Source organism: Domibacillus aminovorans (assembly GCF_001643235.1).
Taxonomy (GTDB): domain Bacteria; phylum Bacillota; class Bacilli; order Bacillales; family Domibacillaceae; genus Domibacillus; species Domibacillus aminovorans.
Genome location: NZ_LQWY01000012.1, coordinates 47,403 through 66,733, shown reverse-complemented (window position 1 = coordinate 66,733; position 19,331 = coordinate 47,403). Strand labels below are relative to the sequence as shown.

Genomic DNA, 19,331 nt, shown 5'->3' with positions numbered 1-19,331 from the left:
GATTTTTTGAAAACGATAAGTCTGCTAGGGGCTACAGGCTCGATAGGCTTACAAACGCTCGATATTATTAGAAAAAAACCAGAAATATTTAGGTTATCATCTTTCTCCGCTGGGAAAAACATAGATGTAGCCCGGCAGATTATCAATGAGTTTAAACCTGATCTCGTATCTGTTCTTGAGAAAGATGAAGCAAATCGGCTGAAGATAGAGTATCCTCATATCCGTATTTTGCATGGAGCAGAGGGGCTTGAAGCGGCGGCGGTTGATGAAAAAGCAGATACGCTTGTCAATGCTGTTCTCGGCAGTGTGGGTCTGCAGCCGACATTAAAGGCGATTGAGGCAGGGAAAACAATCGCGATTGCGAATAAAGAAACGCTTGTGACAGCGGGGCATATTGTGACAGAAGCTGCGAAAAAAGCAGGTGTTAAGCTACTGCCGGTCGATAGCGAACATTCCGCGATTTTTCAATGTATGCAGGGAGAACATGAAAAAAACGTAAGCCGTCTCCTCTTAACAGCATCAGGCGGAAGCTTTCGAAATAAAAACCGGGAAGAACTTGCAAACGTGACAGTTGAAGAAACATTGAATCATCCAAACTGGTCAATGGGTGCTAAAATTACCGTTGATTCTGCGACGATGATGAACAAAGGACTTGAAGTGATTGAAGCGCACTGGCTTTTTAACTTGCCATATGATCAAATAGATGTTATTTTACATCGAGAAAGCATCATTCATTCGATGGTCGAGTTTCACGACCGTTCTGTTATGGCGCAGCTCGGTTCACCCGATATGCGTGTACCGATTCAATACGCATTGACGTGGCCAGATCGCTTTCCGATGCCGGATACAGCACCGCTTGATCTTGCTTCCATTGGCAAGCTTCATTTTGAAAAAGCAGATTTTAATCGGTACCGGATGCTTCATCTCGCGTACGAAGCAGGAAAAATAGGAGGCACGATGCCAGCAATCATGAACGCGGCTAATGAAGAAGCAGTAGCGGCCTTTCTTGATAGCAAACTTACATTTTTGCAGATTGAAGAAGTAGTAGAGCGGGCAATGGAACAACACAACCCGGTTGAGTCACTGGAGCTAGGTGCGATTATCGAAACCGATGCAGAAGGGAGAGCGTTTGTACGCTCATTCTTATCATAAAAAGGTGGTTAGAACCGTTTGAATACCGTAATCGCGTTTATCGTTATCTTTGGATCACTTGTTTTCTTCCATGAGCTTGGCCATTTTATTTTTGCTAAACGAGCAGGTATATTATGCCGTGAGTTTGCGATTGGGTTTGGACCGAAAATTTTTGCTCATAAAAAAGGAGAAACAGTTTATACGATCCGGCTGCTGCCGCTCGGTGGATATGTCCGAATGGCCGGCGAAGATCCGGAAATGACCGAACTAAAAGCTGGGCAGCGTATTGGCGTTATATTTAATGAACAAGACGAAGTGATTAATTTAATTGTCAATGGCCGTGATCGTTTTAAAGAGGCCCGTGTGATCGAAATTGAAAAAGCGGACCTTGAACATGAGTTGCTCATCACCGGGTATGAAGAGGGCGAGGATGAATTAAAAACATTTCGCGTTCACCGTGAAGCGTTAATGACAGAAGATCATTTAAGCACACAAATTGCGCCGTATGACCGTCAGTTTAATTCAAAAACATTGCCTAAGCGCGCAATGGCCATTTTTGCAGGGCCGTTGTTTAACTTTATCCTTGCATTTATCGTTTTTGTCGTTCTGGCGATGATTCAAGGGATCCCAACAAATGAGCCACAGCTTGGAGAAGTCATTGAGGGTGGGGCGGCAGTCGAAGCAGGATTGCAAGAAGGTGACCGTATTATATCGATTGACGGTGAAACGATGTCGTCATGGGAAGATATCGTTACTGTCATCCAAAAAAGTCCAGGGGAAGAGCTCGCATTTAATATTGAGCGCGGTGGGGAGCAGCTGACGCTTCCGGTTACACCATCAGCTGAAGAAGCAGAAGGTGAAACATATGGGATGATTGGTGTATACACCCCGTTTGAGAAGTCGTTTTTCGGAGCATTTGTTTATGGAGCCAAAGATGTTTATGCGTGGACAATCCAGATTATTCAATTGCTAGGTACAATCGTAACAGGTCAATTTTCGATTGACATGTTATCCGGACCGGTTGGCATATACGTGTCTACGGATACCGTTGCCGAATCAGGTATTCTGAATCTCGCAAAATGGGCGGGTGTTTTAAGCATTAACCTAGGCATTATGAATTTGCTTCCGCTGCCTGCTCTTGATGGAGGCAGACTGTTGTTTTTCTTTTATGAAGCAGTACGCGGTAAGCCGGTTGACCGTCAAATGGAGGGAATGATCCACTTTGTCGGTTTCGCGCTTTTAATGCTATTAATGATTGTTGTCACATGGAACGACATACAGCGATTCTTTTTATAATAAATAGAACCAATAATTTTCTAGTCGAGGTGCGATTGAATGAAGCAAAGTAAAACGTTAATTCCAACAATGAGAGAAGTGCCGGCTGATGCGGATGTAAAAAGTCATCAACTCCTTCTCCGCGCCGGCTTTATCCGGCAAAATGCGAGTGGTGTGTACACCTACTTGCCACTCGGTAAAAAAATGCTTCGTAAAGTAGAAGACATCGTCCGCGAAGAAATGGACGACGCAGGAGCAGTAGAATTATTAATGCCGGCCTTGCAGCAGGCAGAGTTATGGCAGGAATCAGGACGCTGGCAAACGTACGGTCCGGAATTGATGCGTTTGAAAGACCGTCATTCACGTGAATTCGCACTCGGCGCCACACATGAAGAAGTCATTACGGCTCTCGTTCGTGATGAAGTGAAATCATATAAACGCCTGCCGCTTACGCTTTATCAAATTCAAACGAAGTTTCGCGATGAAAAACGGCCGCGTTTTGGCTTGCTCCGCGGCCGTGAATTCATTATGAAAGATGCCTATTCATTTCATTCTTCTCAGGAAAGTCTGGATGAGGTATATGATCGTTTATTTGAAGCGTATTCGAATATTTTCCAGCGCTGCGGGTTGAATTTCCGTGCTGTTATTGCGGATTCAGGAGCTATGGGCGGGAAAGATACCCATGAATTTATGGTGTTGTCTGAGATCGGTGAAGACACGATTGCGTATTCAGATACATCGAGCTATGCAGCAAATATTGAAATGGCACCGGTTGTGACGGTTTACGAGAAAAGCAATGACGAACCAAAACCGCTTGAAAAAGTGGAAACACCGGATTCTAAAACGATTGAATCTGTAGCAGCCTTTTTGAACGTACCAGCTGAACAGTGCGTGAAAACGCTCGTCTTTAAAGTAGATGAAGAACTGGTCATCGTGCTTGCACGTGGCGATCATGAAATTAATGATATTAAATTGAAAAACTACCTAGATGCGGGAACGGTCGAAATGGCAACGGAACAGGAAGCGGCTCGAATTTTTGGCGCAACGTTCGGTTCACTCGGTCCAGTAGGTGTGCCGGCAGATGTGAAAATCATTGCTGATCAGGCTGTTCAGTCGCTGACGAACATTGTCTGCGGTGCAAATGAAGACGGCTGGCATTACGTGAATGCAAATATTGCACGTGATTTTAATATATCTGAATTTGCGGATCTTCGATTCATTTTAGAAGGCGACCCATCACCGGATGGAAAAGGCACCATTCAATTTGCGAAAGGCATTGAAGTCGGCCATATATTCAAATTAGGTACACGTTACAGTGAAGCGATGAATGCTGTATACTTGGATGAAAATGGCCGTACACAGCCGATGATTATGGGCTGTTACGGTATTGGTGTCTCTCGTATTGTGGCGGCGATTGCCGAGCAGTTCAACGATGAGAAAGGCTTTGTCTGGCCGGCTACTCTTACCCCATTTGATGTGCATTTAATTCCGGTTAACGTGAAAGATGAAGCTCAGGTGAATGCAGCGAACGTACTTTATGACACGCTTCGACAGTCAGGCTTCAGTGTATTAATGGATGATCGTGCTGAGCGCGCAGGCGTTAAATTTACAGACAGCGACTTAATTGGCTTGCCAGTACGTGTCACGGTCGGTAAAAAAGCGGCAGAAGGCATAGTGGAAATCAAAGTACGTAAAACAGGTGACGTCATTGAATCATCTGTTGAAAATGTTATCAACGTCATTCATGACTTGCAAGGAACGATTTAAAAAAGAGGATGACCGGCATTTGCCGTTCATCCTCTTATACGTAAGGGGGAATGAACATGAATGGATCATCATCCGACGGTCGGAGCCGCTTTTTAATTTTGCTTGAACAACTCCGCTTAACGGAAGACGCAGTTGTACGTCATTTTGATGACACTGAAATTAAAAAGTTGACTGTCCATAAACAAGATAAAAAATGGCATTTCGTTTTTTCGGCACCGGCACTTATTCCAAGCAGTGTTCTCATACGTTTTGCTGATGCACTTTCAAGTACATTTTCGTCTATTGCTTCGATTACGTTTGCCATTGAAGTCAATAACCGATCTTGTACGCCGGAGCATATTTTAGACTACTGGTCCTATTGTGTTCGCCAGTTAGATGGCATTGCACCACCGATTCTTGCTGCGTTAAACGAGCAGCAGCCAGGTGTATCTGGAACGAAATTAATCATTCGTACGCAAAATGAAATGGAAGGCATGGCACTGAAAAATAAATATGGACGCCGCCTTTGTGATATATATGAAAGTCTTGGCTTTCCGCCGCTTACATTTGACGTGCAAATAACAGAGAATACGCAAAATGAAGAGTATGAGAAGTTTCTTGAAGAAAAGCGAAAAGAAGATGCGGAACGGGCAAGACAAGCGGTTGTGGAGATGCAAAATCGTGCGAAAGAGCAGGACTCCGGTGCTACAGAAGATTCGGGTCCTGTTACGATTGGGTATACGATTAAGCCGGACAGTGAATTTAAACGGCTTGAAGAAATTATCGATGAAGAACGCCGTATTGCAACGGAAGGGTATATTTTTGATGCGGAAACGAAAGAACTGCGCAGCGGCCGTACGCTGCTTACATTTAAAATTACGGATTACACAGATTCATTAATGATCAAAATGTTTTCCCGTGATAAAGAAGATGCAGCAATATTTAATCGTGTCAAAAAAGGAATGTGGGTGCGTGTCAGAGGATCGGTTCAAAATGATACGTTCGTTCGCGACCTAGTCATGATTGCTAATGATATTAATGAAATTCGTTCGCCGTCACGTGAAGATACCGCAGAAAAGAAGCGGGTAGAACTTCATCTTCATTCGCCCATGAGCCAGATGGACGCTGTTACATCGGTCAGTACGCTCGTCGGTCAAGCGAAAAAATGGGGACATTCAGCGATTGCGATTACGGATCATGCCGTTGTTCAGTCGTTTCCAGAAGCGTATAGCGCTGGAAAAAAGAATGGCGTGAAAATTTTATATGGCATGGAAGCGAATGTTGTTGATGATGGCGTACCCATTGCGTATGAAGATGCAGACAGAGAACTTGCCACCGATACGTTCGTTGTTTTTGACGTTGAAACAACTGGATTGTCAGCTGTATACGATACGATCATTGAATTGGCCGCTGTTAAAATAAAAGACGGTGACATTATCGATCGGTTTGAGCGGTTCGCGAATCCACATCATCCGCTTTCTGCGACGACGATTGAGTTAACAGGCATTACAGATGAAATGGTGAGAGATGCACCGGATGTCGATGAAGCATTGGGTGATTTTAAAGAATGGTGCGGCGACTCGATATTAGTCGCCCATAACGCTTCATTTGACATGGGTTTTATTCAAACGGGTTATGAAAAATACGGTATTGGCCGAATAGGAAATCCGGTCATTGATACGCTCGAACTAGCCCGTCTCATTTATCCTGATATGAAAAATCACCGGCTCAATACATTGGCAAAAAAATTCGATGTTGAATTAACACAGCATCACCGAGCGATATATGATGCAGAAGCGACGGGCTATATTTTACTAAAGCTATTGAAAGACGCGGATGCAAAAGGCATAAAACGTCACAATGAATTTAATAATTATATGGGGGAAGGCGGCGCGTATAAACGGGCACGCCCTTACCACTGTACAATATTAGTACAAAATGCGGACGGATTGAAAAACTTATTTAAGCTTGTTTCCAAGTCGCACATTGACTATTTTTATCGTGTACCGCGCATCCCGCGTTCTGTATTACAAAAACATCGGAATGGTTTATTAATCGGTTCAGGCTGTAATAAGGGTGAAGTGTTTGAAGCGATGATGCAAAAAGGGATGGACACAGCGCGTCAGGCAGCTGAATTTTACGATTACCTCGAGGTGCAGCCAAAAGCTGTTTATGCACCACTTGTGGAAATGGAGCTTGTAAAAAACGAAGCAGGACTTGAAGATATTATTGGGAATATGATTCAGCTCGGAGATGAACAGAAGAAATTAGTTGTTGCAACAGGAAATGTGCATTACTTAAATGAAGAAGACAAAGTGTACCGGCATATTTTAATTTCATCGATGGGCGGTGCGAATCCACTGAACCGTCAAACATTGCCAGACGTTCATTTTCGTACGACAGATGAGATGTTAGAGGCATTCTCGTTTCTCGGGGCGGATAAAGCACATGAAATTGTCGTCGATAATACGAATAAAATTGCCGATTTAATTGAAGATGTTAAGCCGATTAAAGATGATTTGTTTACACCAAAAATTGAAGGCGCAGACGAAGAAATGCGCGAAATGAGTTACGGGATGGCGAGAAGTATTTACGGCGATGATCTGCCTGAAATTGTGGAAGCACGTCTTGAAAAAGAATTGAAAAGTATTATTGGACACGGGTTCGCTGTTATTTATCTTATTTCACATAAACTTGTAAAAAAATCACTTGATGATGGTTATCTCGTTGGCTCCCGTGGTTCTGTTGGCTCATCATTTGTTGCCACGATGACAGAAATTACCGAAGTCAATCCGCTGCCGCCGCATTACGTTTGTCCGCAATGTAAAAAATCCGAGTTTTTCGATGACGGTTCTGTCGGTTCGGGTTTTGACTTGAAAGATAAAGATTGTCCAGATTGCTACATTCCTTATAAAAAAGACGGACATGACATCCCATTTGAAACGTTCCTTGGTTTTAAAGGAGACAAAGTACCGGATATTGATTTGAATTTTTCCGGTGAATACCAGCCGCGCGCTCATAACTATACGAAAGAGCTATTCGGTGAAGAGTATGTGTTTAGAGCAGGAACGATCGGAACGGTGGCAGAAAAAACCGCTTATGGTTACGTAAAAAAGTATGCGGAAGAGTATACGAAACAATATCGTAGTGCTGAAGTAGATCGCCTCGTGTCAGGATGCACGGGTGTGAAGCGGACAACTGGTCAGCATCCGGGTGGAATTATCGTTGTACCAGACTACATGGATATTTATGATTTTTCACCGATTCAATATCCAGCTGATTCTGATAAATCGGAATGGAAAACGACCCACTTTGACTTCCATTCCATTCATGATAACTTGCTGAAACTAGATATTCTCGGACATGATGATCCAACAGTCATCCGGATGCTACAAGATTTGTCTGGTATTGATCCGAAAACAATCCCGACGGATGATCCGGAAGTGATGAAAATTTTCAGCGGTACCGAATCACTCGGTGTGACAGAAGAGCAAATTATGTGTAAAACAGGAACGCTCGGTATTCCGGAATTCGGTACGCGATTCGTCCGGCAAATGCTTGAAGAAACGAAGCCGACAACGTTTTCAGAACTCGTTCAAATATCCGGACTGTCTCATGGAACGGACGTATGGCTAGGGAACGCACAGGAACTGATTCAAAAAGGTGTTTGCGAACTGTCAGATGTGATCGGCTGTCGGGATGATATTATGGTGTATTTAATTTATCAAGGACTCGATCCCGCTTTCGCCTTTAAAATTATGGAGTCTGTCCGTAAAGGGAAGGGCTTATCGGATGAAATGGAAGAAGAAATGCGTAAAAATGAAGTACCTGAATGGTATATTGATTCATGTAAAAAGATTAAATATATGTTCCCGAAAGCCCATGCGGCCGCTTATGTGTTAATGGCGGTACGGATTGCGTATTTCAAAGTTCATTTGCCTCTTTTGTATTATGCAGCGTACTTTACGGTTCGTGCAGAAGACTTTGAAATTGATGTCATGTCGAGAGGGTCGGCAGCGATTAAAGCATTGCTTCAGGAAATCAATTCAAAAGGACTCGATGCATCGCCAAAAGAAAAGAACTTAATGACGGTGCTTGAACTAGCACTTGAAATGGTTGAACGGGGTTTTACTTTTCAAAAGGTAGACTTATACCGCTCGAGTGCTGATGAATTCATCATTGATGGCGGTTCACTCATTCCACCGTTTAACGCTATACCGGGTCTTGGTACGAACGCAGCAAAAAATATCGTTGCTGCCCGAGCGAACAGCGAGTTTTTATCGAAAGAAGATTTACAGCAGAGGGGGAAAGTATCAAAAACGATTATGGAATACTTGGAGAAGATGGGCTGCCTAGATGCATTGCCTGACCAGAACCAACTGTCGTTGTTCTAATGTGCTGTTTGCAAAAAGGACCTAATTATGGTATCCTTAAAGATGGAAATTGCATGATAACTCTCTTCGAAAGAGTGGGCCGCCCCCACTCTTTCGTGTTTGTTGCGGGGATGTTCCGAAACAAATTCTTTCATGCGGGAGGACAAAACAATGAGTAAAATCATCGAAACGGTAGAGAAAATTGCCGAACCAATCATTGAAGAATTGAATCTTGAACTTGTTGAAATGGAATATGTTAAAGAAGGAAAAAACTGGTTTTTGCGATTGTACATTGATAAAGAAAGCGGCATTGATATTGAAGAATGTGCCATGGTCAGCGAACGTTTGAGCGAGAAATTGGACGCGCTTGATCCGGATCCGATTCCACACAATTATTTCCTCGAAGTGTCGTCACCCGGTGCAGAAAGACCATTAAAGAAAAAGGAAGACTTCGAACGGTCTGTCGGTAAACATGTAAATGTAAAGCTCTACGAACCGATTGACGGCGAAAAAACGTATGAAGGCAAACTCCTTTCGTTTGACGGAGAAGAACTAACGATTGAATATGCGGTAAAAACGCGTAAAAAACAGTTGACGATTTCTTTGAATAAAGTAGCAAAAGCACGTCTTGCTGTTACATTTTAAAAAATTAATAAGATATTTATGTAAGGAGGCTTTTTAGCCAATGAGCTCAGAGCTATATGATGCCCTCACTTATCTTGAAAAAGAAAAAGGTATCGAACGAAATGTATTAATTGATGCAATAGAAGCAGCACTTGTTTCCGCTTATAAGCGTAACTTCAATCAAGCTCAAAATGTGCGGGTGGATTTAAATCTTGAAGGCGGTTCAATACGTGTATATGCACGCAAAGAAGTCGTTGACGAAGTATTTGATTCACGGCTTGAAATTGCGGTTCCGGATGCGGTATTGATTAACCCGGCTTACGAAATTGGCGATATTGTTGAACTGGAAGTGACACCAAAAGATTTTGGCCGTATTGCAGCACAGGCAGCAAAGCAAGTCGTTACGCAGCGCGTGCGTGAAGCAGAACGCGGCATTATTTATTCTGAATTTATTGATCGTGAAGAAGACATTATGACGGGAATTGTACAGCGGCAGGATGCCCGATTCATTTATGTCAGTCTCGGTAAAATCGAAGCGCTTTTGCCACAGTCAGAGCAAATGCAGAATGAAACATACAAACCGCATGACCGTATAAAAGTATTTATTACAAAAGTGGAACGGACGACAAAAGGACCGCAAATTTTCGTATCACGTACACATCCAGGGTTACTTAAGCGTTTATTTGAAATTGAAGTGCCAGAAATTTTTGATGGCACAGTCGAAATTCGCTCTGTCTCACGCGAAGCAGGTGACCGGTCTAAAATTTCGGTGCATTCTGAAAATCAAGAAGTCGATCCCGTTGGAGCATGTGTTGGACCTAAAGGAAACCGTGTACAGGCGATTGTCAACGAATTAAAAGGTGAAAAAATTGATATCGTGAAATGGTCAGATGACCCTGTTGTATTTGTAGCAAATGCTCTTAGTCCCGCAAAAGTCATTGAAGTGACGTTCGATGAAGAAAATAAAGCAACGACTGTTATTGTTCCGGACTATCAATTGTCGCTGGCCATCGGAAAACGTGGACAAAACGCACGACTTGCAGCGAAGTTAACAGGTTGGAAAATAGATATTAAAAGTGAAACAGACGCACGTGAAGCCGGTATATATCCGTCGTCTAAAAACAGCGTATCCATTGATCAAGATGACGAGTTTGAACGAGCAGCGTCAGATACCAACCTTGAAGATTTCTTTTCAGAAGACATCGAATAAGGAGGAACAGCGATGCCCGTACCCAAAAAAATCCCGCTCCGCAAATGCGCGGCCACGGGTGAAATGAAACCGAAAAAAGAAATGATCCGCATTGTCCGTTCAAAAGAAGGAGACGTGTCTGTTGACCCGACCGGCAAAAAGTCAGGGCGCGGCACATATGTAACAAAATCAAAAGAAGCGGTGGAAGCAGCGAAGAAAAAAAATGTTCTTGCCCGCCAGCTCAGTGCGGAAATCCCGTCATCCATTTATGATGAATTGCTTGAAATTATTGCAAAGGACAAAAATTAATATGGCTAGCCAGCCATGGACATCATTTTTAGGACTTGCAACTCGAGCAGGCAAAATTATTTCCGGTGAAGAATTGACTGTCAAAGAAATTCAGCGTGGGAATGCAAAACTCGTTATTTTATCAGAAGATGCATCGCGTAATACAGAAAAGAAAATTACCGATAAGGCGCACTTTTATGGCGTACCGCTCAGACGGATACAGGACCGCTTTGTACTAGGGCAGGCAATTGGAAAAGATGCCCGAGTCGTTGTTGCTGTGACCGATGCTGGTTTCGCCAAAAAGTTGAAGACGCTTATCGATGGGGAATGACAGCATATGTATATGACTGTCATGACAAGGAGGCCATTTAAACTTGGATAATAAAACAAATAATCAACAAACAACGAATAAATCAGCAAGCCAGCCGGCACAGAATCGTGGACCGGCGAAACCAAAACCGACTGGATCTAAACCAGGTGTACAGCAGAAAACAGGCGGAGGTGCACGTGGTGGCGCTTCAAAGCCAGGACAACGCGGAATTAATGGCGGACCACGTGGCAAAGGCCGTTCGGGAGGCCAACGTAAAGGAACTCCAAGACCGCAGCCCGTCGTTAAGAAGAAAGAAATTCCAGAAAAAATCGTTTTTTCAGGCTCACTGACAGTAGCAGAGTTAGCAAAGAAAATGAACGTTGAACCGTCAGAAGTCATTAAAAAGTTGTTCATGCTTGGCGTCATGGCGACAATCAATCAAGAGCTTGATAAAGATGCAATAGAACTTGTTGCAAGTGAATTTAATGTCGAAGTAGAAGAAGAAATACTAATCGACAAAGCGGATCTTGAAACCTATTTTGAAGAAGAAACGACAGAAGAAAATTTGGATGAACGTCCAGCGGTTGTGACGATCATGGGTCACGTTGACCATGGTAAAACAACGCTGCTTGACTCAGTTCGAAACACAAAAGTAACAGAAGGTGAAGCCGGCGGTATTACACAGCATATAGGTGCCTACCAGGCAGTAACGAATGGAAAGAAAATTACGTTCCTCGATACACCTGGACATGCGGCGTTTACGACAATGCGTGCACGTGGTGCGAAAGTGACGGATATTACCATTCTCGTTGTGGCTGCGGATGATGGTGTTATGCCGCAAACCGTTGAAGCGATCAACCATGCAAAAGCAGCGGAAGTGCCGATTATTGTGGCGGTTAATAAAATTGATAAGCCCGCGGCCAACCCGGATCGTGTGATGCAAGAATTAACAGAACATGGTCTCGTTCCAGAAGCATGGGGCGGTGAAACCATTTTCGTTCCGATTTCAGCGAAGCACGGAGAAGGAATTGACACATTGCTTGAAATGGTTCTTCTCGTCGCAGAAGTAGAAGAGTTGAAAGCAAATCCACAGCGCCGTGCAATGGGTACCGTTATTGAAGCAGAGCTTGATAAAGGCCGCGGTTCTGTTGCGACATTGCTCGTTCAAAACGGAACACTTCATGTCGGTGATCCGATCGTAGTCGGCAATACATTTGGCCGTGTTCGTGCGATGGTGAATGATGTTGGACGACGTGTGAAAACAGCTGGTCCATCGACACCGGTTGAAATTACAGGCTTGAATGATGTACCGCTCGCGGGAGACCGTTTCGTTGTATTTGAAGATGAAAAAACAGCTCGTCAAATCGGTGAAACTCGCGCACAAGAAGCACTTCAAGCACAGCGCAGTGAAAAAACAAAAGTCAGTCTTGATAACTTGTTTGAACATATGAAACAAGGCGAAATGAAAGATTTGAACATCGTCTTGAAAGCGGACGTACAAGGTTCAGTCGAAGCGGTAGCTGCTGCCCTTCAAAAAATCGAAGTGGAAGGCGTTAACGTCAAAATTATTCATACAGGTGCTGGTGCGATTACAGAATCAGATATTATTCTCGCATCTGCATCAAACGCGATTGTGATTGGATTTAACGTCCGTCCTGATGTCAATGCGAAACGTACAGCGGATGTGGAAAAAGTAGAAGTGCGTCTGCACCGTATTATTTATAAAGTCATCGAAGAAATTGAATCTGCGATGAAAGGGATGCTTGATCCAGAATTTGAAGAAAAAATTATTGGACAGGCTGAAGTGCGCCAAACGTTTAAAGTGTCGAAAATCGGTACGATTGCCGGAAGCTATGTAACAGAAGGCAAAATTACCCGTGACTCGGGCGTACGTTTAATTCGGGATAGCATCGTTATTTTTGAAGGTGAAGTCGATGACTTGAAACGATTTAAAGATGATGCAAAAGAAGTTGCGCAAGGCTATGAGTGCGGAATTACGATTCGTGGTTTCAATGATGTCAAAGAAGGAGATATTATTGAAGCGTTCATCGAGCAGGAAATCGAGCGCAAATAACCTTTCGTTTTAAGGGGTGATATACATGTCAATGCGTTCAAATCGCGTAGCAGAACAAATGAAAAAAGAATTGACGGATATTTTAAGCCGGAAAGTGAAAGATCCACGTATCGGTTTTTTAACAGTAACAGATGTTGAAGTCACCGGCGATTTGCAGCAAGCTACTGTCTACATTACAGTGCTTGGTGGTGAAGATGAGCGGGAAGGAACGTTAAAAGCACTGGCGAAAGCAAAAGGCTTTATCCGTTCTGAACTCGGTCAACGAATCCGTCTCCGGAAAACACCGGAGCTTATGTTTGAGTTTGATGAATCGGTTGCATACGGCAGCCGGATTGATACTCTCTTAAAAGAAATCGACAATTCATCAAATGAACCGACCTAAGAAAATAGACGTCATGGCAGCAGCGGACTTGATCTTGCTGTCTGCCAGACGTCTTTTTTTATGAAGAAAGGAGGCCAGTCAAATGAATGGAATTTTACCACTATGGAAAGAAAAAGGCATGACATCACATGACTGCGTTTTTAAAGTGCGCAAAATACTGAAAACGAAAAAAGTCGGCCATACGGGTACGCTCGATCCTGATGTAGAAGGCGTATTGCCGCTTTGTATTGGCAAAGCAACTCGCCTCGCCGAATACATAACAGACAGCGGCAAAACGTACGAAGCAGAAGTGACGATCGGGATATCGACCGAAACAGAAGATGCGTCGGGTGCAGTCATTGAATCAAAAAAAATAGACGCTTCTATCACAGCCGAGCAGTTGCTGCTTATATTTGAGGAGTTAACTGGACAGATTGAACAAGTACCGCCGATGTATTCTGCTGTCAAAGTGAATGGAAGGCGTCTATATGAATATGCGCGTGCAGGAGAAATCGTTGAGCGGCCATCAAGAATCGTGACGATTGATCAAATTGAGTTAATAAGCAGTATTGTACATGACGGTGAGACGGTGCGCTTTTCCATTCGTATAGTATGTGGTAAAGGCACGTATATCCGAACACTGGCTGTCATGATCGGTGAAAAACTTGGCTATCCTGCTCATATGTCAAAGCTCGTCCGCACAAGTTCTGGAGGCTTTTACGAGAAAGACTGTGTAACATTGGAGGAGATTGCCGTAAGTATGCCAGAAGACGTGCTGAAGCCGGTTGAAATCGCGGTTTCTCATTTGCCGAAGTGGAACGTATTTGATACAGTAGCAGTGACGATAAAAAACGGAGCCGTACTGCCAGTTCCTACTGATTGGCCGGATGGAGAAAAAGAAGCAGCAGTTTATTTAAACGATGAACTGCTTGCTATTTATCAGATTCATCCAGAAAAAGAAGGAAAAGTCAAACCGATCAAAGTAATGCCAGACTGAAAGAAAGACAGGTGTCAACGTATGGAAGTTATTATGCTTCATCATCCACATGAAAAAAAGAAAGACGAGTATGAGCCAATGGCGCTCGCACTCGGTTTTTTTGACGGTGTACATAAAGGTCATCAACAAGTCATTACTACAGCAAAACAAATTGCCAGCGAGAATGAATGGAAAAGTGCAGTCCTGACGTTTGATCCTCATCCGTCTCTCGTACTCAGCCGCAAACATACGCACATTCGTCATATTACGCCGTTAGCAGAAAAGAAACGGCTTATTGAAGAACTCGGTGTCGATTATTTATTCATCGTCCGGTTTACATCTGACTTTGCTGCGCTCGAACCACAGCAATTTGTGGATGAGTTCATCATCGGATTAAATGTGCAGCATGTCGTCGCCGGTTTTGATTACACGTATGGCCGTCTTGCCAAAGGAACGATGGAAACGATGCAATTTCATTCACGTGGCCAGTTCACATATACAGGAGTGAAAAAACTTGATTTTGAACAAGAAAAAATAAGTTCTACAAAAGTGCGTGAACTTTTGTCAAGCGGACTCGTACGTGATGCGTCGGATTTACTAGGACGGCCATACCGTATGCGAGGAATGGTTATTCATGGCGATAAACGCGGACGTAAAATGGGCTTTCCAACCGCAAATATTGAACCGGACGACTCTTACTTTTTACCGCTTACAGGTGTATATGCAGTGAAAATGAATGTGCAAAATGAATGGCGTGAAGGAGTATGCAATGTAGGATTTCGGCCAACATTTAAAAGTCCGGACAAGCCTGTTTTATCGATTGAAGTGCATATGTTCCACTACAATGGAGACATTTACGGAGAAGAAGTCGACGTGGACTGGTACATTCGCTTACGTGGTGAACAAAAGTTCAACGGCATGGACGAGTTGTCTGCGCAAATTGAAAAAGACAAACAGGCAGCCATTCGTTTTTTTGACCGTAAGCGACTTGACGAACACCCTTAAGTTTCGTATAATATACAGTGCTTAACATTTTGAACCGCTGCTTGGCATGGCGAGTCTCCAACGTATGCTAGGCTGACGGGGATGAAACAAATTTAAAGGAGGAAACAAAATAATGGCATTATCACAAGAACGCAAAAACGAACTAATTCAGGAGTATAGAACGCACGAGTCTGATACGGGATCTCCAGAAGTGCAAATTGCTGTATTGACTGAACAAATCAACACATTGAATGATCATTTACGCACACATAAAAAAGACCACCATTCACGTCGCGGTCTTTTAAAAATGGTCGGCCGTCGCCGTAACTTGCTTTCATACCTTCGTAACAAGGATGTTGCACGCTACCGCGAGTTGATCCAAAAACTCGGCTTGCGCCGATAATTCACAAAAGCGGGATTCTTCCCGCTTTTTTGTTAGGGAAAAAATATGATGTTAAAATAAAAGAGGTGCAACTATATGGAGCAAGGAAAACAAACATTTTCCATCGAATGGGCAGGGCGTGAGCTAACTGTCGAAGTAGGACAAATCGCTAAGCAGGCCAATGGTTCAGCGCTAATACGCTATGGTGATACCGTTGTATTGAGCTCTGCAACAGCCTCAAAAGAACCGAAAGCAGTAGATTTCTTTCCGTTGACCGTGAACTATGAAGAACGTCTTTACGCTGCCGGTAAAATACCAGGCGGATTTATTAAACGTGAAGGCCGCCCGAGTGAAAAAGCGACCCTTGCGAGCCGTCTTATTGATCGTCCAATCCGTCCGCTTTTCCCTGATGGTTTCCGCAATGAAATTCAAGTCATTAGTATAGTTATGAGTGTGGATCAAAATTGTTCTTCTGAAATAGCGGCAATGTTTGCATCCTCTCTTGCGCTATCTGTGTCAGATATTCCGTTTGAAGGTCCGATTGCGGGGGTACAGGTTGGACGCATTAATGGTGAATTTATCATTAATCCATCGGTTGAACAAGCAGAAGAGAGTGATATCGATTTAACGGTTGCCGGTACGAAAGAAGCGATCAACATGGTTGAAGCAGGAGCAGATGAAGTGCCTGAAGAAGTGATGCTTGAAGCAATCATGTTTGGCCACGAAGAAATAAAACGTCTCATCGCTTTTCAAGAAGAAATTGTTGCGAAATGCGGTAAGGAAAAACACGAAGTTGCTCTCTATGAAAATGATCAAGAACTTGAAGCGAAAATCCGCACAATGTGTGAGAGAGACATGATTCAAGCCATACAAACGGTTGAAAAACATGCGCGTGACGAAGAGATTAAAAAAGTGAAAGACGCTGTGAAAGCAACTCTTGAAGAGGAAGGCGAAGAAGAGTCAGTCCGAGAAGCGTCTGAAATTTTGGATAAAATCGTGAAAGAAGAAGTACGCCGTTTAATTACTGTTGAAAAAATCCGTCCAGATGGCCGTAAAATCAATGAAATCCGTCCGCTTGCATCGGAAACAGCATTGCTTCCAAGGACACACGGTTCTGCCATGTTTACACGCGGCCAAACGCAAGTGCTCAGCATTGCAACTCTCGGTGCGCTCGGTGATGTTCAAATATTGGACGGACTTGGCGTAGAAGAGTCAAAACGATTTATGCACCATTACAATTTCCCTTCATTCAGCGTCGGGGAAACGCGTCCGCTTCGTGCGCCTGGACGCCGTGAAATCGGTCACGGTGCACTTGGAGAACGTGCGCTATTTCCGATTATTCCAGACGAAAAAGACTTCCCTTATACGATCCGTGTCGTGTCAGAAGTGCTTGAATCAAATGGTTCTTCTTCACAGGCGAGCATTTGTGCGAGTACAATGGCTATGATGGATGCAGGTGTACCAATTAAAGCACCGGTTGCCGGTATTGCAATGGGTCTTGTTAAGTCAGGTGAACATTACACAGTCCTCTCTGATATTCAAGGCATGGAAGACCACCTTGGCGACATGGACTTTAAAGTAGCGGGTACAGCAAAAGGTATAACAGCCCTTCAAATGGACATTAAAATTGATGGCTTAAGTCGTCAAATTTTAGAAGAAGCATTGCAGCAGGCGAAAGAAGGCAGAATGCACATTTTAGAGCATATGTTGTCTATAATCGACACGCCGCGTGCTGAATTGTCCGCGTATGCACCGAAAATCATGACTATGACAATTAATCCGGATAAAATCCGTGATGTTATTGGGCCGAGCGGTAAGCAAATCAATAAAATCATTGAAGAAACGGGCGTCAAAATCGATATTGAACAAGATGGAACAGTCTTTATTTCATCGATTAATCAAGAAGATAATGAGCGCGCGAAAAAAATCATTGAAGATATTGTTCGTGAAGTCCAAGTAGGCGAACTTTATATGGGGAAAGTAAAACGAATTGAAAAATTTGGTACATTTGTTGAATTGTTTAAAGGAAAAGATGGACTTGTCCACATTTCTGAACTGGCAGAAGAGCGGGTTGGCAAAGTAGAGGATGTCGTTAAAATGGGCGATCAATTCCTTGTAAAAGTCATCGGTGTTGATAATCAAGGCCGTGTAAATGTATCGCGTAAAGCTGTTTTGAAAGAGCAAAGAGAAAAAGAAGAAGCGTCAAAACAATCATAATCATAAAAAGCGTCGATCTCTTTTGAAGAGCGGCGCTTTTTTTCTGGAATAAATGAATGACCTATGTTAATGTTGTTTATTGATATAACGAAATAGACATCTAGATGAAACAGATACTAGGAGGAATAGATTACGTTGATAAAACGATTTACATGTAACAATGGTGTGACCATAGTAACAGAGGAAATTTCAACTGTCCGCTCAGCAGCAATTGGAATCTGGATTGCGACTGGCTCGCGAGATGAGTCTCCTCAGCTAAATGGTGTATCCCATTTTATTGAACATATGTTTTTTAAAGGAACGAAAAACTTAAGTGCAAAAGAAATTGCTGAAAGTTTTGACAGTATTGGCGGACAAGTAAATGCCTTTACATCAAAAGAATACACATGTTATTACGCGAAAGTACTTGATAATCATGCGGACCATGCATTAGATGTGCTGGCCGATATGTTTTTTAATTCAACATTTGCGGAAGAGGAAATGGAAAAAGAGAAAAATGTAATATACGAAGAAATTAAAATGTATGAAGACGCACCGGACGATATCGTCCATGATTTATTGAGCAGCGCCGCATACGGTAATCATCCGCTCGGTCTGCCAATTTTAGGTACAGAAGAAACACTATCTTCTTTTACACGTGATACATTGAAAGAATATATATATAACATGTATACACCAGACCGGGTTGTTATTTCTATCGCTGGTAATATTGATGAAGATATCGTCCGTAAAGCAGAGGCACTCTTTGGTTCGTATACAGGGGGCAAGGCAGCTGAATTGGAAGCAGTCTCTCATTTTTATTACGAGAAAAAAGCGCGTTCAAAAGAAACAGAGCAGGCGCATTTATGTCTCGGCTATGAGGGTATTCCAATCGGAGATGAAAATATTTACAATTTAATTGTTATGAACAATATTATCGGCGGCAGCATGTCGAGCCGTTTGTTCCAAGAGGTACGGGAAGAGCGGGGTCTTGCGTATTCTGTTTATTCGTACCATTCATCTTACAAAGATACGGGTCTAATTACTTTTTACGGTGGAACCGGTGCCGAGCAGCTCGATGAATTATATGAGACGATTCAAAATTCGATTCATCTTGTGAAAACGGAAGGATTGACGGAAAAAGAATTGTACAACAGTAAAGAACAGCTCAAAGGCAGTTTAATGTTAAGTTTGGAAAGCACAAATAGCCGGATGAGCCGCAATGGGAAAAATGAACTTCTTTTAAAACATCACCGCTCATTGGATGAGATTGTCTCACTCATTGATGGCGTGACAAAAGAACGTGTTGATGAACTCGCGAAACAATTATTTGATAAACCATTTTCTGCATCATTAATCAGCCCGGACGGCAAATGGCCGAAAACAGCTGTCAATTGAATCCGCTTTTTGCGGGTTCTTTTT

15 protein-coding genes are annotated in these 19,331 nt (G+C 43.1%); all 15 read left to right on the top strand.

The window, feature by feature from the left end; genetic code table 11:
• Nucleotides 1–6: 6 nt before the first annotated feature.
• The 15 genes from dxr (at nt 7) to AWH49_RS05360 (ending at nt 19,307) form a co-directional block, all read left to right on the top strand.
• On the top strand, nt 7–1,152 hold the full coding sequence (gene dxr, locus AWH49_RS05430; RefSeq protein WP_018392381.1) for a 1-deoxy-D-xylulose-5-phosphate reductoisomerase: 1,146 nt from the start codon (nt 7–9) through the stop codon (nt 1,150–1,152).
• A gap of 18 nt (nt 1,153–1,170) precedes the next feature.
• Nucleotides 1,171–2,427: an RIP metalloprotease RseP gene (rseP, locus tag AWH49_RS05425; RefSeq protein WP_063964912.1), complete on the top strand. Its 1,257-nt coding sequence runs from the start codon at nt 1,171–1,173 to the stop codon at nt 2,425–2,427.
• A 39-nt stretch (nt 2,428–2,466) separates the two neighbouring features.
• Complete coding sequence (locus AWH49_RS05420; protein ID WP_063964911.1) at nt 2,467–4,173, top strand: proline--tRNA ligase; 1,707 nt, start codon at nt 2,467–2,469, stop codon at nt 4,171–4,173.
• Between the two features lie 56 nt (nt 4,174–4,229).
• Nucleotides 4,230–8,546 (top strand): PolC-type DNA polymerase III, encoded by a 4,317-nt coding sequence (locus AWH49_RS05415; RefSeq protein WP_063964910.1) that lies wholly within the window; start codon nt 4,230–4,232, stop codon nt 8,544–8,546.
• Nucleotides 8,547–8,696: 150 nt separating this feature from the next.
• Nucleotides 8,697–9,170: a ribosome maturation factor RimP gene (rimP, locus tag AWH49_RS05410; RefSeq protein WP_018392385.1), complete on the top strand. Its 474-nt coding sequence runs from the start codon at nt 8,697–8,699 to the stop codon at nt 9,168–9,170.
• A gap of 40 nt (nt 9,171–9,210) precedes the next feature.
• The gene (gene nusA, locus AWH49_RS05405) at nt 9,211–10,359 is read left to right on the top strand and encodes a transcription termination factor NusA (RefSeq protein ID WP_063964909.1); all 1,149 of its coding nucleotides are present in this window, start codon (nt 9,211–9,213) and stop codon (nt 10,357–10,359) included.
• 12 nt (nt 10,360–10,371) lie between these two features.
• Nucleotides 10,372–10,647, top strand: a complete 276-nt coding sequence (rnpM, locus tag AWH49_RS05400; protein ID WP_018392387.1) for an RNase P modulator RnpM — start codon at nt 10,372–10,374, stop codon at nt 10,645–10,647.
• A gap of 1 nt (nt 10,648) precedes the next feature.
• On the top strand, nt 10,649–10,957 hold the full coding sequence (locus AWH49_RS05395) for a YlxQ family RNA-binding protein (protein WP_018392388.1): 309 nt from the start codon (nt 10,649–10,651) through the stop codon (nt 10,955–10,957).
• A 43-nt stretch (nt 10,958–11,000) separates the two neighbouring features.
• Nucleotides 11,001–13,010: a translation initiation factor IF-2 gene (gene infB / locus AWH49_RS05390; protein ID WP_063964908.1), complete on the top strand. Its 2,010-nt coding sequence runs from the start codon at nt 11,001–11,003 to the stop codon at nt 13,008–13,010.
• A 25-nt stretch (nt 13,011–13,035) separates the two neighbouring features.
• Nucleotides 13,036–13,392, top strand: coding sequence for a 30S ribosome-binding factor RbfA (gene rbfA, locus AWH49_RS05385; RefSeq protein ID WP_034285487.1), 357 nt, complete (start codon nt 13,036–13,038; stop codon nt 13,390–13,392).
• 82 nt (nt 13,393–13,474) lie between these two features.
• Nucleotides 13,475–14,368, top strand: a complete 894-nt coding sequence (gene truB, locus AWH49_RS05380) for a tRNA pseudouridine(55) synthase TruB (protein ID WP_063964907.1) — start codon at nt 13,475–13,477, stop codon at nt 14,366–14,368.
• A 21-nt stretch (nt 14,369–14,389) separates the two neighbouring features.
• The gene (gene ribF / locus AWH49_RS05375) at nt 14,390–15,352 is read left to right on the top strand and encodes a bifunctional riboflavin kinase/FAD synthetase (RefSeq protein ID WP_018392392.1); all 963 of its coding nucleotides are present in this window, start codon (nt 14,390–14,392) and stop codon (nt 15,350–15,352) included.
• Nucleotides 15,353–15,464: 112 nt separating this feature from the next.
• The gene (rpsO, locus tag AWH49_RS05370) at nt 15,465–15,734 is read left to right on the top strand and encodes a 30S ribosomal protein S15 (RefSeq protein WP_018392393.1); all 270 of its coding nucleotides are present in this window, start codon (nt 15,465–15,467) and stop codon (nt 15,732–15,734) included.
• Between the two features lie 75 nt (nt 15,735–15,809).
• Nucleotides 15,810–17,930, top strand: coding sequence for a polyribonucleotide nucleotidyltransferase (gene pnp, locus AWH49_RS05365; protein WP_034285483.1), 2,121 nt, complete (start codon nt 15,810–15,812; stop codon nt 17,928–17,930).
• A gap of 135 nt (nt 17,931–18,065) precedes the next feature.
• Entirely contained in the window at nt 18,066–19,307 is a 1,242-nt protein-coding gene (locus AWH49_RS05360) for a M16 family metallopeptidase (RefSeq protein WP_018392395.1), read from the top strand.
• The last annotated feature ends 24 nt before the right edge of the window (nt 19,308–19,331 follow it).

What these genes read in the sequence shown, in the direction of transcription:
- AWH49_RS05420 (WP_063964911.1), top strand. Translation starts at nt 2,467, where the DNA reads ATGAAGCAAAGTAAAACGTTAATTCCAACAATGAGAGAAGTGCCGGCT.
- AWH49_RS05415 (WP_063964910.1), top strand. Translation starts at nt 4,230, where the DNA reads ATGAATGGATCATCATCCGACGGTCGGAGCCGCTTTTTAATTTTGCTT.
- rimP (WP_018392385.1), top strand. Translation starts at nt 8,697, where the DNA reads ATGAGTAAAATCATCGAAACGGTAGAGAAAATTGCCGAACCAATCATT.
- nusA (WP_063964909.1), top strand. Translation starts at nt 9,211, where the DNA reads ATGAGCTCAGAGCTATATGATGCCCTCACTTATCTTGAAAAAGAAAAA.
- rnpM (WP_018392387.1), top strand. Translation starts at nt 10,372, where the DNA reads ATGCCCGTACCCAAAAAAATCCCGCTCCGCAAATGCGCGGCCACGGGT.
- AWH49_RS05395 (WP_018392388.1), top strand. Translation starts at nt 10,649, where the DNA reads ATGGCTAGCCAGCCATGGACATCATTTTTAGGACTTGCAACTCGAGCA.
- rbfA (WP_034285487.1), top strand. Translation starts at nt 13,036, where the DNA reads ATGTCAATGCGTTCAAATCGCGTAGCAGAACAAATGAAAAAAGAATTG.
- truB (WP_063964907.1), top strand. Translation starts at nt 13,475, where the DNA reads ATGAATGGAATTTTACCACTATGGAAAGAAAAAGGCATGACATCACAT.
- ribF (WP_018392392.1), top strand. Translation starts at nt 14,390, where the DNA reads ATGGAAGTTATTATGCTTCATCATCCACATGAAAAAAAGAAAGACGAG.
- rpsO (WP_018392393.1), top strand. Translation starts at nt 15,465, where the DNA reads ATGGCATTATCACAAGAACGCAAAAACGAACTAATTCAGGAGTATAGA.
- pnp (WP_034285483.1), top strand. Translation starts at nt 15,810, where the DNA reads ATGGAGCAAGGAAAACAAACATTTTCCATCGAATGGGCAGGGCGTGAG.